Annotated in this window: 11 protein-coding genes; 8 read left to right on the top strand and 3 right to left on the bottom strand. The window is 42.1% G+C overall.

Annotated elements, in window-relative coordinates; translation table 11 throughout:
- The first annotated feature begins 91 nt into the window (after positions 1-91).
- Positions 92-1,633, top strand: coding sequence for an MFS transporter (locus SNE26_RS11745; protein ID WP_321559549.1), 1,542 nt, complete (start codon positions 92-94; stop codon positions 1,631-1,633).
- Between the two features lie 122 nt (positions 1,634-1,755).
- Complete coding sequence (locus SNE26_RS11740; protein WP_321559548.1) at positions 1,756-2,337, top strand: hypothetical protein; 582 nt, start codon at positions 1,756-1,758, stop codon at positions 2,335-2,337.
- A 104-nt stretch (positions 2,338-2,441) separates the two neighbouring features.
- Here SNE26_RS11740 and SNE26_RS11735 read toward each other — a convergent pair whose 3' ends face one another.
- Positions 2,442-3,212, bottom strand: a complete 771-nt coding sequence (locus SNE26_RS11735) for a DNA-formamidopyrimidine glycosylase family protein (protein WP_321559547.1) — start codon at positions 3,210-3,212, stop codon at positions 2,442-2,444.
- Between the two features lie 45 nt (positions 3,213-3,257).
- Positions 3,258-4,313 carry a winged helix DNA-binding domain-containing protein gene (locus SNE26_RS11730; RefSeq protein WP_321559546.1) on the bottom strand — a complete coding sequence of 352 codons (1,056 nt, stop codon included), beginning with the start codon at positions 4,311-4,313 and terminating at the stop codon, positions 3,258-3,260.
- 102 nt (positions 4,314-4,415) lie between these two features.
- Between SNE26_RS11730 and SNE26_RS11725 the strand changes: the two genes are divergently transcribed.
- Positions 4,416-4,559 carry a hypothetical protein gene (locus tag SNE26_RS11725; RefSeq protein WP_321559545.1) on the top strand — a complete coding sequence of 48 codons (144 nt, stop codon included), beginning with the start codon at positions 4,416-4,418 and terminating at the stop codon, positions 4,557-4,559.
- A 61-nt stretch (positions 4,560-4,620) separates the two neighbouring features.
- Here the strand turns inward: SNE26_RS11725 and SNE26_RS11720 are convergent, their stop codons facing one another.
- Positions 4,621-6,243, bottom strand: coding sequence for a gliding motility protein RemB (locus SNE26_RS11720; RefSeq protein ID WP_321559544.1), 1,623 nt, complete (start codon positions 6,241-6,243; stop codon positions 4,621-4,623).
- A 345-nt stretch (positions 6,244-6,588) separates the two neighbouring features.
- Between SNE26_RS11720 and SNE26_RS11715 the strand changes: the two genes are divergently transcribed.
- From SNE26_RS11715 to SNE26_RS11695, 5 genes are all read left to right on the top strand, one after another.
- Positions 6,589-9,612: a DUF2723 domain-containing protein gene (locus tag SNE26_RS11715; protein ID WP_321559543.1), complete on the top strand. Its 3,024-nt coding sequence runs from the start codon at positions 6,589-6,591 to the stop codon at positions 9,610-9,612.
- A 199-nt stretch (positions 9,613-9,811) separates the two neighbouring features.
- Positions 9,812-12,373, top strand: a complete 2,562-nt coding sequence (locus SNE26_RS11710) for a DUF3857 domain-containing protein (RefSeq protein WP_321559542.1) — start codon at positions 9,812-9,814, stop codon at positions 12,371-12,373.
- Positions 12,374-12,649: 276 nt separating this feature from the next.
- Complete coding sequence (locus tag SNE26_RS11705; protein WP_321559541.1) at positions 12,650-13,885, top strand: Pycsar system effector family protein; 1,236 nt, start codon at positions 12,650-12,652, stop codon at positions 13,883-13,885.
- A gap of 36 nt (positions 13,886-13,921) precedes the next feature.
- A complete protein-coding gene (gene ppk1 / locus SNE26_RS11700; RefSeq protein WP_321559540.1) occupies positions 13,922-15,967 on the top strand; it encodes a polyphosphate kinase 1 in 2,046 nt (681 codons plus the stop codon).
- Positions 15,954-16,850 carry an SdiA-regulated domain-containing protein gene (locus SNE26_RS11695; RefSeq protein ID WP_321559539.1) on the top strand — a complete coding sequence of 299 codons (897 nt, stop codon included), beginning with the start codon at positions 15,954-15,956 and terminating at the stop codon, positions 16,848-16,850. Before ppk1 ends, SNE26_RS11695 begins: the two co-directional genes overlap by 14 nt.
- The last annotated feature ends 13 nt before the right edge of the window (positions 16,851-16,863 follow it).

The raw sequence follows: 16,863 nt of genomic DNA, 5'->3' as shown, positions 1-16,863 counted from the left end.
ACAACGCTTTAATTTGTTTTTTTTAAGCCCTGTTAATCCGATCATTTACTGCAACTTTGTAATAAAGCTTTCAGTTACAACCTTATAAAATATGGCTACAGTTTCATTGGGCAGCCCGGCCGGCAAATGGATCATGGTTTCGGCGATATTGGCTTCGGCCATGGCGTTTATTGATGGTACTGCACTTAACGTAGTACTGCCGGCATTACAGCAAAGCCTTGATGCCAAAGGAGCCGATCTCTTCTGGATCCTGAACGCCTACCTGTTGATGCTTGCCTCTCTTATTTTAATAGGCGGCTCACTTGGCGATAAGCTGGGGCGGAAGAAGGTCTTCATGATCGGGATCTTTATTTTTATAACCGGATCGGCCCTTTGCGGGCTTTCACCGGGCGTTTTTTATCTCATTGTTTTCAGGATCATACAGGGTATTGGCGGCGCACTGATGATCCCGGGGAGCCTTTCGCTTATTTCATCTTCCATCGATGTAAAAGAAAGGGGCAAGGCTATTGGAACATGGTCGGCCATTACCACAGTAGTTACCATGGGCGGACCGGTACTGGGTGGCGCCTTAGCCGATGCCGGTTTATGGCGGTACATATTCTTTATTAATATCCCCATAGGTATAGTAGCTTTGCTCATCCTGTGGCGTAAGGTTGCCGAAAGTAAGGATGATAGTGCCGACCAAACCATTGATTTTCCCGGAGCTGTTTCCATTGCGTTAGGGCTTGCTTTGTTAACGTTTGGTTTTTTGCGGATGCCGGCGGTTGGATTTAATAGTTGGCAGGTTTATGGATCATTAGCCCTGGGCCTGTTATTGCTCATCGTTTTTATTTACATAGAAGGTACAAGCAAACACCCTATGATGCCGCTGAACCTGTTTAATAATAAAACCTTTAGCGGGATAAATCTGCTTACATTTTTTCTGTATGCAGGTTTGGGTGGCGGTATGCTGTTTATATCGCTAAACATGGTACAGGTGCAGGGGTATAGTCAGCTGCAATCCGGGTTAACGTTTTTACCTTTTACAGTGCTTATGATCTCCATTGCGCGTTACGCAGGAGCTATTGCCGATAAAAAAGGCCCGCGTTTATTGCTCATCATCGGGCCGGCTTTGGCGGGGGCAGGATTACTAATGTTGTCGTTCATTAAGCAAACTACAGGCCCTTCCGATTATTGGACAAGCTTTTTCCCTGGCGTGCTTGTTTTTGGCTTCGGCATGTCATTAACGGTAGCGCCGCTTACGGCAACGGTAATGGGATCGGTAAGTGATCATTTTTCGGGCACAGCGTCGGGCATTAACAATGCCATGACCCGGATCGCCAATGTTTTTGCCAATGCCATTTTTGGTGCCCTGGCGGTTTTGTTTTTTTCGGGAGCGATGCAGGGGGAGTTGAAAAAGTTATCTCTTAATGAAAAAGATAAAAAGACGGTTATGGAACAATCGGCCAACTTAGGTAATGCTAAAGTGCCCGCCGGTATTAACGGAGCTAACAAAAAGGCGGTCGGGATTGCCTATCACAACGGATTTATTTCGGCCTATGGCAATATTATGCGGATCTGCGCCGGCCTTGGTTTCCTGGGTGCGCTGATGTCGGTTATTTTTATCAGGAATAGTGCTGTTAAGAAGGAGTGATTGTTTTTGAAGAGACGCATATAGAGTGCCTCTACGTAGATCCTGAAAAAATCAGATTAAGGTTGCAACCATTTGTTTATCATCATCGTCTACCTTACTAAATCCATCTAAAACTTATTGTTATGTTCAAATCGATATTCTCCCGAAATTTTGTAAAACTCTTTGCCTTATGTTTTTTATGCTTTGTTGCCGTTAGCGTATCCGCCCAGGATAAAACCAAAACGATAGGCAACAAACCCCGAAGCGGCTCATCCAACAATACCTTTGATGCTGTTAAAGGTGCGCAGGTTGGTATTGAAATGAATGCTGGTAAAAAGCAGGTACAATTACTTACGCTGAACTTTCATACGCAAAACCGATCAAGCGATAGCATCCCTTTTAAAGTAAATGTTTACCAAATGGCCGGGAAGTTTCCAAATGAAGCTAATTTGGTTAAAGACGAAATAAAAGGCTACATTAAAAAATACGACAATGTGGAAAACCATCAATTAACCACTGTCGACTTATCGCCATACAATGTTAAAGTGGCCGGTGATATTGTGGTTTCCATTGAATTTTTGACAACTAAAACCAACTCCAACGTTGGATTTGCCTGCGGCTTATTTAACGGTGGTACCTTCCATAAGGACGGTGAAACCCAACCTTGGAAGAAGATTCCGATTGTTGGTGTTGATTTTAATGTCCTGGTGAAAAAGTTGAAGTAGATGCCCCTCTAAATCTCCCCTAAAGAGGAGACTTTTAAAAACTGCGCTCATTGCAACGGGCGCAGGAAAATACGCGAAATAGTCTTCTTTAAACCCAGCGAGATTTACTCAAACAATTCCTGCTCATCAGTATAATATGTTTTTCTTGAAGCTTCATTAATTATGATGGCAGCGCCCGTTGGGCTGTGTTTTTTCTTGGAATTGTGGATATCCATGAAATCGCGAACTTCTCCGTTAATAATGTCTGGGTTTGATTTCAGGATGCTTTTTTCGGCATTTTCCAGTACTGTTTTTATTGACAGAACCAGGTTTTTCAGTTTATCCTCCGGTATTTTACTGCTTACGGAGAAGGGTGAAATGCGGGCATGCCACAAAATTTCATCGGCATAAGCGTTGCCGACGCCTCTCATGATCTTTTGATCAAGCAGAACAGTTTTAATATTGGTTTTTGTTTTTGCCAGGCGCTTTTTCAAATACTCAACATCGGCATCAAGCGCGTCGGGTACGTCCTTTTTTTCGGGGTTGAGGGTAGGCGTTGCTATCCCCTGGAAATCGGTCAGCACCAATCCGCTGTTGTCATCAAAGTGCAGTTCAAGGATGCTGTATTTGTTTTCGTTTTTGGTATCGAATAAAAATAGTTTACCGTGCAGCATCAGGTGCAGACCCAGTACATCGCCCTTGTTAAATTTAATATGCAGTTCCTTACCTTCGCGATATACTTTTTCCAGCTTTTGTCCGCTTAAAACCTCGTCCAGTTCATGTACGCTAACATTTAGTTTTTTAGCGTTAGGCACTTCTATTTTTTTGACGGTTTTACCTGCAAGCATTTTTTGCAGGTTATGGCTAAACGCCTGCAGATCGGGTAGTTCGGGCATGATATCTTGTTTTTATAAGTAACTTGTTGTTGTAATTAATGTTTGTTATCCGAGACCATTAAACTTTTTAAAACGTTGCATAGCGGTTTCAATAGCCTGATTTTGCATTTTATTGAGTTTGTCAAATGGTTTGAGCTCAATATCAATATTCTTTTTACCTATGCTCCGGCCCCAGTTGCCAATCACCTGGTTATTGACCATTATGGTTGGGAAAAAGGTAATAGCCCCCATCTTATCCCGAAACCTGGCGGGTACCATTGCATCGCGGTTTTTATAGGCGATAATTAACTCGTCATAAACAGGCAGAAGGTAAGCCCCGGCTTTTTTTGCTGTATTAAAATCCACATCAGCATGCATCCAATAGTTTACCCCTTCAATGATGATATTATTTAACCGGCCTTTATTTATTTCGATCCCGGTTTTGGCATCGGCCACGGTAAGGCCGCTCCAATGTACAAAATCATTTATCGTAGCGGGGCCATGGCCTGTAAAATATCGCAAAACCAGGCGGGCTATCGCCTCGTCACGATCTATGGCCGGTACTATTGGCGCACGTTCATCAAGCAGTGCATAAGTAAATTGTTTACCCTGTCTTGCGCCACTGCAAATTAATTGCTCCAGTTCGGCTTTCATTAATAGTATCGTAAGCCTGAGGTCGTCGGTGGCTATATCTGCCTCATGCAAGGCCGAAACAATTTCGGCACGGGTTAATTGTTTGCCGCCCCGCATGGCTTTTATAAATACATCAAAACTTTTGTTAAAAATTGCATCGGTGACTTCTTGTTTTTTATACATGGCGGCATTGCCCGCGTTGATTCTTGGAGCGGTAAGGCTAAGCATCCAGCGGATGTCCTGCGGTAAAACAAAATGCCAGGTTGGCCTTAATACATGGGTTCGTAAAATAGCACCGGTGGTCATGGCTTTTTCCACGGCCTTGTCCGATGGGGATGACATACGTAATCCAATTGCCCATTTGGCATGGGCATATTCTTGTGCCTGCATGGCGCACATATAGCCAACCACCTCTTCGGGCTTTTTGAATTTATCGTGTTTAAGGTGCTGGTTATAAACCCGGATGTTAGCTATATCACGTATGGTCATGCTTATCTGCTTTGAATACTATTCAAAATAAATATATATTAATGACAACTGTTTGTCAGCAGGGAAAATGATTTAATTTGAAACATTTATTTTGATGAACGGATGAACAGGATAGATCCTAATTACTTTGCAGGCGGACTGGTTGTTGGTATCGCCATTGGTTTAGCTTTACACAGCATTGGTGCAGGCATAGCAATTGGTGTAGCCGTAGGCCTGTCTGTGGGCTTAAGAAAAAAGAAAGGGTAGGAAGGCTTTTCAGGTTACAGGCTTACGAAGCTTTTAATTACTTCGTAAGCCTTAATAGGAATTAAAAATCGTGATATAAATTCCTGAACGAGCTTCTTAACCCGAAGGTGATCATGGTGCTTTTTGAATCCTTCTGATCATTCTTTTCCTGGCGATATAATGCGCCGAGTTCCAGGCGTAAATTATACTTTGGGTTCAAAATATAGGCTACTGTGCCTTCGCCATAATATAATTGTGTGCTCAGGCCCTGCCCAATAGTGGTCGTGGTATTTGCCGAGGGCACAAATGGTTTGGTAATGATTTTACCGTTATTGTCGGTTTTTAAAGCATCGAGGCCATATTTGGCATAATTGAGCTGTCCCTGGATATCAAACCTGCCAACCGAATAATTCAAAATACCCAAAAGCTCCCTGAAGTTTGCTCCGTAAGGGTGTGCCAGCGGATCGCCATAAAAAGAATAACTGCTTATTGACTGCTGGTTACTGTAAGTGTATGGTTTAACAGTGTTATATTCAAATAAATAGTTTAGCCTTTTAACTTTGAAAATATCCGCACCACGGATACCCAGCTGCCAACCGTTGGTGTTATCGGTACTGTTGCCCGAAAAGAAATCGCTGCCTTTGAACCTGTCGAACATGATTTGTCCATACAGCGCAGCTTTATCAAAAATCTTGTATTTGGCATTGAAACCTAAAAATACGTTATCCTTTTGGTACCCGCCCGGACCTAATGAGCTTGCAAATAAAATGGGGTTTACAAAATTGACGTCAAAGCCCGACCGGCTGCCCTGGTTGTCGGCTTCGGGAGTTATCAACGCATTAAACATACCGAATGATGCGCGTTTGGTTATATTCCAGTCGATATAATGGAACAAAGCCCATTTGCGGCGGTTGCTTCCAAAACTGTCAAATTTTGGTTGTTTAAGATCTTCAATATAAGCCCAGGCTATCATATAGCGTACGGGCCCCAAATCGGCAGTAAGCCTGAGAAGAGGCATGTTGGCTGCAAAGTCAGACAGGAGCACCGACCGGTAACCATCGCCAATAAACATTTTATCCTCGCCTAAAGTAATATTTAGCTTTTTTGTTACTGAATAAGAGAGTATTGCAGTTACATACGACCAATCCTGTGAGTTCCGTGCCTGCCCTGTATATTTCCTGGCGTAGGCTTGCCCTGGTATAAAGCCGCCGGCATTAATATAATCGTTGTAATAGGAAACAAATTTCGCCGAATTTTCAAAACCGCTGGTGTAAAACGAAAACTTATCGCCAACAGTACCTCCTATCTGGTACCCGCGGGTATTTAGGTTTGTTGAACGGCTATCGTTAAAATCCCTGCCTATTTGCAGATCCGTAATATAATCGGCATAAAAAGTATATTCTTTAGTTTTTACATCAAAGAGGTGTTCGTTAAATAATTTACGTCCGGCCCAGGTTTTACGATCTTTAACGCCAACATTCATTACCGAATCATAGCTGTGCAAAATAGTACTGTCAATTAAAAAGGGACGCAATGAAGTATGGGCCGAGTTTTTTACAGAATAAATATCCGAATTGAACTTCTGATACAGCTGGTATGAATTAGGTAAATAAACTGATTGTGCCTTGCTTAACTGCGATGTGAATAAGACAATTATGGCTACTATAAATGTTTTTCGAAAACTTAAGGAGTAGAGTTTTTGCATTACAACAAAATAAGTATTAATTATTCTAAGATAAAAATTTCATTGGTAAATAAGGATATATACATAAATGCCCGGCAGGTTGTTTCTGATATATTAAAATTATGCAAATTGATTTGGACAGTCATTCAATCAGATATGCAATAAATAAGGTTTATTGTTATTAGATAATTATACTGAAATTCTGCGAAAACGCCTGTTCCTGGAGATTGGTAAATAAAATTTCTTTAATCTCAGTACCTTAAAAAGTTAATTAATGTTAAATTTTGTCACGCGGAGGTGTTTTTTTTAAATAAGTTATAAAAATCATGATATTTGCCGCGCTATTAAATCAATTGATATTATTAAATGCAGTACAAAAAAATCAATAACCTGTTAGGCTGGCTTTGTTTCGTTATAGCCTCAATAACCTATATTTTAACGTTAGAGCCATCAGTAAGCTTTTGGGATTGCGGCGAATTTATTTCATGTGCCTACCGTTTACAGGTAGCCCACCAGCCCGGTTACCCCGTTTTTGCCATGATAGGTAAGGTGTTGTCATTGCTGTCATTTGGCGATAATACCAAAGTGCCTTTCTTTACCAATATGGGTTCGGCATTGGCCAGCGGTGCAACTATTATGTTTTTATTTTGGACAATTACCGCTTTTGCCAAAAAACTGATGGTTGAAAAACGTGATGAGGCCATTGACGCTTATAAATTATATGTAATTATGGGGGCTGGCCTGGTTGGAGCGCTGGCCTTCACTTATACCGACACATTTTGGTTTTCAGCTGTCGAAACCATTGTATTTGCCCTGTCATCATTATGTACTGCCATCGTATTTTGGGCAATCCTTAAATGGGATGAACATGCCGATGAGCCCGGCGCCGATAAATGGATTGTTTTTATAGCCTATGTTATAGGTTTATCAATCGGGATCCACCTGTTAAACCTGTTGACTATCCCGGCCATCGCGATGGTTTACTACTTCCGCCGTAGCAAAAAGATTACTGTTGGCAATGCTATACTGACTTTTTTGGCCGGTGTGGTGATACTTGGCTTGGTACAATATGGTATCAGAGGATATACCATTAAGTTCGCAGCATATTTCGACCTTTTCTTTGTTAACTCATTAGGAATGGGCTTTGGTACCGGAGCTTTCTTTTTCATTCTGCTGATAGTTGTTGCACTGGTATTGGGGATCATATACAGTATCAGGAAAAAGAAGCCTGTATTAAACCTGGCTTTGTTATGCGTTGCATTTATTTACTTTGGTTATGGCTCATTCGCTTATATTCCTATTCGTGCAACAGCTAATACTAATTTAAATAACTCACATCCAGATAACGCTTTTACGCTTTACGGTTATCTTAACCGTATCCAGTACGGTGAGGTACCTTTGCTAACTGGTCCTATGTATGATTCGCAGGTTACCGATCAAAAACAGGGAAGCATCATCTATCGTAAAGGCAAAACCCAATATGAAAATGCAGGTCGTAAAACCGATTACGTTTATGACCATACTACAGCATTGCCGCGTATGTATAGCACTGATGCTAATGATGTACAGTTTTACAAACAATGGCTGCGCATCCCGGAGGGACAGGCACCAACCATGGGCGATAACCTGAAATGGATGTTTAGCTGGCAAATGTACCAGATGTACTGGCGTTACTTTTTCTGGAACTTTGTTGGCCGTTATAACGATGCCGACGGACAAACCAGCACCGAAGGTATTGACGGCAATTGGACAACCGGCTTATTTGATGGTGGCAAACATTTACCAAAATCAGTAACTGCTGCTACTACCTATACCCCGTTATATGCTTTGCCATTAATAATTGGTTTAATAGGTTTGTTTTTCCATGTTAACCGCCGCAGTAAAGATGCGTTGATTGTTGGCTTGCTGTTTTTCTTCACCGGTTTGGCCATTGTGTTATATGTAAACCAGGCATCAGTGCAGCCGCGTGAGCGTGATTACTCATACGTGGGCTCGTTTTATGCCTTTGGCATATGGATAGGCCTCGGCGTAATTGCCATTGCCGAATTTGGCCGCAAATATATCGATGGCAAAATGGCCGCCATCGGCTCAACAGTTATCGGCTTACTGGTTTGCCCGGTATTACTGGCAGCTAAAGAGTGGGGTAACCATGACCGCTCAACCAAAATGACACCGCATGATATGGCCTACAATTACCTCATATCGTGCCCGCCAAACGCCATTTTGTTTACCTATGGCGATAATGATACCTACTCGTTATGGTACGACCAGGAGGTTGAAGGCATTCGCCCGGATGTGCGGATCGTAAACCTGAGCCTGTTCACCGGCGACTGGTATATCCGCCAGATGCAGAAGAAAATGAACAGCTCCGAGCCGCTGCCAATCACCATGCCTTTTGATAAATATAAGGAGGGGGTGAGGGACGTTATTTATTTAAACGACCAAAAACTGCCCGGCTACCAGGATATTAAAGAGGTGTTTGATTTCATTACTTCTGATGATAAGGCTACACAGGTGCAATATCAAAGTGGCGAATACGGCAATTATCTGCCAACCAAAAACCTGAAAGTTACTGTTAATCCTGATGAGGTAATAGCTAACGGCGTTGTAAAAGCCGATCAGAAAGACAAGCTGGCAACTGCCATGGAATGGAAGTATACATCAAACTATGTAACCAAAGAGAACCTGGCGATGTTTGATATTTTGGCGCACAACCACTGGAAACGCCCTATCTGCTTCACTACTACCATCGGTAATGAAAACCTGATAGGCTTACAGCCTTACTTATACAAAGAAGGGTTTACCTACCACCTGATACCGTTTAAACCGGATACAGCTTTACATGATCAGTTGAGCAAAACCAATACCGATGTGATGTACGATAACGTGATGAACAAGTTTAAATTCGGCAAGTTCAAAACAGCCAAATATCTTGATCATGAGTCAACCTCTATGTTTTATCCGGTAATGGTAACTACATTCCTTGACCTGGCTCAAAACCTTGTTCAGGAAGGCAAAAACGATAAAGCGTTGAAAGTTGTTCAAAAATATGATGCCGAACTGCCTGATATTTATCCGTATGTTGACGTTGCCGGTCGTAAATTGTATTTAACCCAATTGGCATATCAGCTTCATGATGTGGTGCTGGGTAATAAACTGGCAGGCAATATAGATAATTACCTTACCGATCAGTTGGATTATAATGCTTACCTGCTTAGCCAGGATGTAAACAGCATTAACGGCCGGGATGTACAGATAGGCATGCAGGTGTTGAACGGCCTGGTGCAGTTTACCAAAGACAACCATCAAACGGCCCTTGCTACCAGGTTTGAAAACCAGCTAAAAGGTTATGAAACAAAATTCCGCGCTGTATTAGGCGGGGGACAGTAATATTTCTTGATAATATTTATTGGCAAAGCCATCCCGGTTCGGGGTGGCTTTGCTGGTTTAAGAGTTTACTCCTTGCCGTGATTTTCTCCATCAAGTGCTTTATTATCCCATATCTAACGCCCGGTTAAATATTAAAATAGTTACATTAAATTGATTCAAATTTCTTTATTTTCAAAGCCGGTATACAAAAGCTTTTAAAATGCGTTTTACGTTTTCCCTTTGTTTAGTGTTGTTGTTTTGGTGCAGCGGGGCTGCTTTGGGCGATACCCCTTCGGTACACGTTTCGGCCAGGCCAAACTGGCTCAGTGTCATAAAACCTTATAACCAAAAACCATCGTCACGCACTATCGAACGGGGATTTTATTACGCGCTTATTGAAGAGCAGGTGCAGGTTGAAAAGCAAGCCGATTATAATCATATTATCCGCGAGATAGTATCCGAAACCGGGATCCAGAATGCTTCGCAAATCTCTGTTAGTTTTGATCCGGCTTACGAGCGGCTCGATTTTCATGATATTACCGTTTGGCGCGATGGTAAGCCATTAAACCGTTTAAAAGCTTCGGCATTTAAGGTACTGGCCGACGAACAGGATCTTTCCAACTTTATTTACCAGGGAAGCTTTTCTGCTTTATATATTCTTGATGATATCCGCAAAGGCGACCGCATAGAATATTCATACACAATTACAGGGCGCAACCCTATACTGAACGGTAAGTTTTGTTCCAACATGTATGTTCAGTGGTATACACCAATTGCTCATCATTACACGGCCATTATTGCATCATCTCAACGGAAACTGAATTTTAAAACTTTTAATAGTGTGCCCAAACAAGCCATTAGTGAAGGCAATGGTTTAAAGCGCTATGAGTATGAAGGGTTCCAGGTACCGCCGGCCCATGACGATAATAACCAGCCATCATGGTACAACGAACGCGGCTTTATCCAGGTAAGTGAGTTTGCCAGCTGGGCCGAAGTCGTGAACTGGGCTCTGAGTATCAATCCTCCCTCACTTAACATTAAAGGCGAACTTGGCGAAAGGATTGCGAAACTTAAAAAGGATGCGGGTAACGATAAGGGAAAATATTTCAGGGCAGCGGTACGTACCGTGCAGCAGGAAATACGCTACATGGGTATTGAAATAGGCGAATATTCTCATCGGGCCAATAATCCCGAAAAAGTATTCAGGCAACGCTATGGCGATTGTAAGGATAAATCATTGTTGTTAGTTTCGATGCTGAAAGCAGGGGGGATTGATGCCTCTATGGTTTTGGTAAATGCTGATATGAACGAGCATGTTGAGCAGTACATACCTACGGCTTATGCCTTTAACCACGCAGTTGTAACTGCCAATGTAAACGGAAAGCAGGTTTGGATTGATGCTACTATGGATAACCAGGGCGGCGAGGGTACAGACATTTACTTTCCGCGTTATGGCAAAGGATTGGTATTAAAACCGGGCAGCGATGCGCTCTCTACTATTCCGCCATCAAAAAGCGGCAGTGTTACCGGGGAAGATATTTATACGGTAAAGGATGCGAAATCACCGGTATTGTTCACGGTAAAAACTACCTATACCGGCGATGAGGCCGATTATATGCGGGGTAAACTGGAATCATCGGGTATGGCCGAAACAGAAAAAAACTATCTCGATTATTACGCAAAGATCTACAACAAAATTGAAACCAAGGATTCAATTACAGTAACAGATGATCTGAAAGCGAACAAGCTTATTACGATAGAAACTTATAAGGTAGGCGATTTCTTTAAAAAAGATTCAACCAGTGATAAATTAACCGCTGATCTTTTTGCTAATTTTATTTATAATCAGTTCCCCTCAATTACCAGTCGCACAAAAACGCCGGTTGCACTTACATACCCGTATGATGCCAGTTATTCTATTAAAGTGGTGTTACCGGGTGGGTGGAATATTAATGAAGATCATGATGCCATCAACCGGGGTTACTATAGTTACAGGTCGGATTTTACGGCAGCAGGCGATACCTTATCGCTCAATTATAAATTATCATTTTTAAAAGATAATGTGCCGGTAAATAAACTTGCCGGGTTTAAGGCTGATATCAAAAAGCTAAACGATACCAGTTTAGCTTACAGTTTTTCGTATACGCCGCAGGGCACCACCATGCCATCAACAATAAACAATGCATTGGTTTTGGTGATGTTGCTTATAACGGTTGGGCTTATTGTACTGGGGGTATGGCTTTATCAAAGGGAAACACCGGGTATTGTATTTGCTTACGGTTCAACTTTTGTACCAATAGGGGGATGGCTCATATTAATTGCTATAGGCTTGGCTGCTACTGCTTTGGTCACCGGTTCAAATATGGTTACAGGAGATTATTTTAGCCTCCACACCTGGAATGTATATCATGGCAACCACCATGAGCTTAATTTCAGATTTTTGGTGGTTGTGGAAGCAATTGGTAATACCATACTAATGATGTACGCTATTTTTTGCCTGGTACTGCTATTGAATAAGCGTGATATACTCCCCGCTTGTATTACAGGGTATTTTGCTTTTGCCTTCGTTTTCTTCCTGACAGATTATATTTTGGCTGCGAACATCAGCAGTAAGCTTGCGGAAACTGCGCTTAACCCGCTTTTACGATCGGTAGTTACAGCGGCCATCTGGATCCCATATTTTAAAAAGTCATCACGCGTACAGGAAACCTTCATCGTGCCGCATCCACCTTATAACTATAGTTATGAAGGCCCCGGGGTTACAGAGGAAGCGGCATCTTGAATTATTTGATAATTAAAGAGCTTTTAATAATCAGGCTTTAGCTTTTGATATAGTTTTTCGGCATTTCACGATATATCGCCACTTAGCTTTGTGTTTGGAAATTCAAAGCGTTGAAATTCAGCTGTATGTTTGTGTGGCATAACGTTTGTAAAAACAAGAACAACCATTTTCTTGCCTTTTGCACAAACAATGCCCGATAAATTGATGTTTCTCCCCGGCATAGCTGCAAATAGGTATTTTTAAAAATTTGATTTACTTTTAACAACAAAAACTACGATGAAATTTCAACCGCTGTTAGAACAGGTAAAACAGTACGTTATATCCTATTTTGATGTACATCATGATCCCGACTTAATTTATCATAACCTGAGACATACCAAAGACGTTGTTGCAGCGGCCACCCAGATAGCCAACCATTACCAGCTAAGCGATGAGGATTTCTTTGTGGTGATCTCGGCAGCCTGGTTCCATGATACCGGGTATTTTACCGATAAAAAAGACCACGAATCAAAAAGCGTCGGTATTGCTACACACTTTTTGAAACAGCATAAAATTGAACAACCAGTTATTGATAAGGTTAGCGGTTGTATTTTAGCAACCAAAATGCCTCAAAACCCTGCCGACCTGCTTCAGCAAATTATTTGCGATGCCGATCTGTTTCACTTAGGCACCGATGATTTCCGGGATAAGAACAAGCTTTTGCGCAAAGAGATGGAAGCCATCAAAAAGCATGACATTGGCAAGGACGAGTGGCGCGGCTATAATATCGAGTTTTTGCAGGGGCATGAGTATTATACAGATTACTGCCGCCTGTTGCTCAATGATCAGAAACAAAAAAAACTGCAAAAGCTGGTTGAGAAGCAGGCCGAAGTTGAAGTAAATGAAACACCGGCCCTCCTTACCTCCGATATTGATAGTAATGCCATTATTACCCTGGAAAAAGAAAAAGACCATGAGGATGACCATGGTTCAAAAAAACATAAAAATGACAGGCCCGACCGTGGTATCGAAACCATGTTCAGGATCAGTTCGAGCAATCACCAGCGTTTGAGCGATATGGCCGATAACAAAGCCCATATCATGATTACCGTTAATTCTATCATACTTTCAGCTATTATCAGTTTGGTGCTGCGTAAGCTTGATGAACATTCTAATTTGCTCATTCCAACTTTCATGCTCCTGTCGGTTAGTTTGGCTACCATGATCTTCTCCATACTTTCAACCCGCCCTTCAATTCCGCCGGGATTATTTACACCTGAGGATATCAATAAGAAAACGGTTAACCTGCTGTTTTTTGGTAACTTCTACCGCATGTCGTACCAGGATTACAGCGATGGTATGGAAAAAATGATGGAAGACAGGGAGTTTCTGTACGGCAGCCTCATTCGGGACAATTACTCACAGGGCGTTGTGCTGGGCAAAAAATACAGGCTGCTCAGGGCATCTTACAACATATTCATGTTCGGGCTTATCGTATCGGTAGTAGCATTCATCATATCATCATTACTGTAGGCGGTCGGGGTACTGCCAAAAACAAAATCTACACCTATGGAATACTCATTTTTCGACAGGGACCTGAGCTGGTTACTTTTCAATGAGCGCATATTGATGGAGGCCGAAAGCGAAGAGCTCCCTGTAATGGAAAGGGTAAATTTTCTTGCTATATTTTCATCCAACCTTGATGAATTTTATCGCGTACGTATGCCTGTGGTAATGGCTTTGCACAAGCTTAACCAGTTCAACAAAACAGGGCAAAGCGAGGATGTTTTGCATAAAGCCCAGCAACTTGTAGAAGGTCAGCAAAACCGTTTCGGTAAGGTTTTTACAGGCAGGCTTATCCCATTGTTAAAAGAAAACAATGTAAACCTGCTGTTCAATGAACCCATCCCGGCTTCGATAGCAGGCAGGGTGAGCGATTACTTTTACAGCCAGGTACTTGCATTTTTAAAGCCCGTTGACCTGGTAGGCGGCAAAAAAAAATTCTTTCCCGAAAATAACCGGCTTTACTTTTTGGTAAATCTTGGTTTGGAGAAGGAGAAAGAAAGATCGGTAATCCTTAACATCCCATCCAACCAGTTACCGCGATTTTTTAGCGTTAATGAAGATGGTAAACAGTACATTGTTTTTCTGGATGACATTGTACGGTATAACCTCAACAGGATCTTTAAAACCGAAGAAATAAAAGGCTGCTACAGCTTCAAAATAACCCGCGATGCCGAACTTGAGCTAAGTGATGATTATGATGGCGATGTTCAGGAGCAGATTGAAAAACAGCTGCAAAAACGTGACCAGGGTTTGGCTACACGCTTTTTGCACCAGCCAGGTATTCCGCTGCGTATCCTGCATTTAATTGAAGATAAGCTGGGTGTACAGGGTTCAAGTATTGTTGAGGGCGGTTTTTATCATAATTTGAAAGATTTAATGGGTTTGCCGGTTGGCATCCCCGCTTTAAAATACACTAAATGGCCACCGCTGGTAAACAGGCACATCAGCGCCGATGAATCTATATTTGATTATATAGATAAAGGCGACTGTATTTTTCACGCTCCTTATCAGTCATATAATTCCATTCTCCGTTTTTTTAACGAGGCTGCTATCGACGAAAATGTCGAGGAAATCTCCGTTACCCTTTACCGGGTAGCCAGCGATTCGCGTATTGTAAATGCCCTCATCAGCGCCGCGGAAAGCGGTAAAAAAGTAAGGGTGCTCGTTGAACTGAAAGCCCGCTTTGATGAGGCCAATAATATCAAATGGGCAAAAAGGCTCAAAGCTGCCGGAGCCAATATCATTTATAGTGACAAGGCTATAAAAGTGCATGCAAAAGTGGGCCTGGTAAAGCGCCTTGTTGATGGGAGGATAAAATATGCGGGGCTTTTAGCTACAGGTAATTTTAATGAAAGTACGGCGGCTTTTTATACCGATCATATCATGATGACGGCCAATCCGCAATTGCTGCGTGAAATGGATTTGCTGTTCATCTATCTTGCTAAAAAAGCAAAATCGGCTGAGGGGTATGAGATCGATTTTAAACACTTACTGGTGGCCCAGTTTAATCTGCATTCGCGGTTTATTGAGCTTATTGACAGGGAAATTGAGCAGGCACGTAAAGGGAACCCGGCAGCTATCACTATAAAGCTGAACAACCTGGAAGAGCGGGTACTGATAGGCAAGCTTTATGAAGCATCGCAGGCCGGGGTGAAGATCAGGATGATAGTACGCAGTATTTGTTGTTTGATTCCCGGAGTGCCGGGCATGAGCGAAAATATCACCATAAGGCGAATTGTTGACCGTTACCTGGAGCATGGGCGTATTTTTATATTTCATAACAGCGGTAACCAGGAAGTTTTCATGGGCTCGGCCGATTGGATGAACCGCAATATTTACCGCCGCATTGAAGTGTGTTTCCCGGTTTATGATGAACGTATCAGGAATGAGGTAATAACCATGCTCGATATCCAGCTGGCAGATAACGCGCAGGCTGTAAATTTAAATGAACAATTGCAAAACATAAGGGTTGATAGAACTGAACCGATTGTACAATCGCAGCGGGCCGTTTATGAACTTTTACAGCAAAAAAAATATGACAGGGCTTAAAAAACAAAATGTTAGGCGAAAGCTGGTTGTTTACTTAACGGGTATGCTTGCCGCAGCCGCTGTGTTTTTGGCAATCTCCTGCAAAAATAAAGAGAAAGCTATTCCTTTAAGCCCCCCTGGGTATGACCTTAACAAACCCGTTAAATACAAAATGCCCGATGATTTGACCGAGATCTCCGGCTTTGCCTTTCACAACGGTAAAAATGATTCGGTTTATGCACAGCAGGACGAAGAAGGTTTTTTATTTAACCTGAAGCCGGGCGATAAAAAAGCAAACTATACCAAATTTGCCAAAAGCGGCGACTATGAGGACGTAGCCATTTACCGCGAACAAGTGATCATGCTTAAAAGCGACGGTACATTATTCACCTTTCCTTTTAGCCAGGTTAGGACCAAAGAAGTAACCAGCGTACAAAAAACAAAAGGCGAGCTTCCTGAAGGTGAATATGAAGCCATATATGCCGATGAAAAGTCAGGCCTTGTTTATGTATTGTGTAAACACTGTGCCGAAGAAAAGACATCAAAAAGCAGCAGCGGCTATATCATGAAATTGCAGCCTGATGGTATACTGAAGCAATCGGGCAGTTTTATGATAGATGTAAAAGAAATTGAGCGTCTTACTAATAAAAAACGTGTGCCGTTCCGCCCTTCGGCTTTAGCCAAAAATACATTCACCAATGAGTGGTATGTTCTTTCGTCGGTAAATAAAATGCTGGTAGTTACTGATGCTAACTGGAGGGTGAAAAACGTTTATCCATTAAGTGTAACCATATTCGGCCAACCCGAAGGTATGGCATTCGATAATCAGCGCAACCTGTATATCTCTAACGAAGGTGATCAGTTAAGCGCTGGTAACATACTGAAATTCAGTTTTAAGAAATAGTGCTTTGAAGCAC

Origin of the sequence: Mucilaginibacter sp. cycad4, from assembly GCF_034263275.1 — a bacterium.
Classification (GTDB): domain Bacteria; phylum Bacteroidota; class Bacteroidia; order Sphingobacteriales; family Sphingobacteriaceae; genus Mucilaginibacter.
Note: the sequence above shows the minus strand (reverse complement) of the source record. Positions and strands in the feature narration are given on the sequence as shown.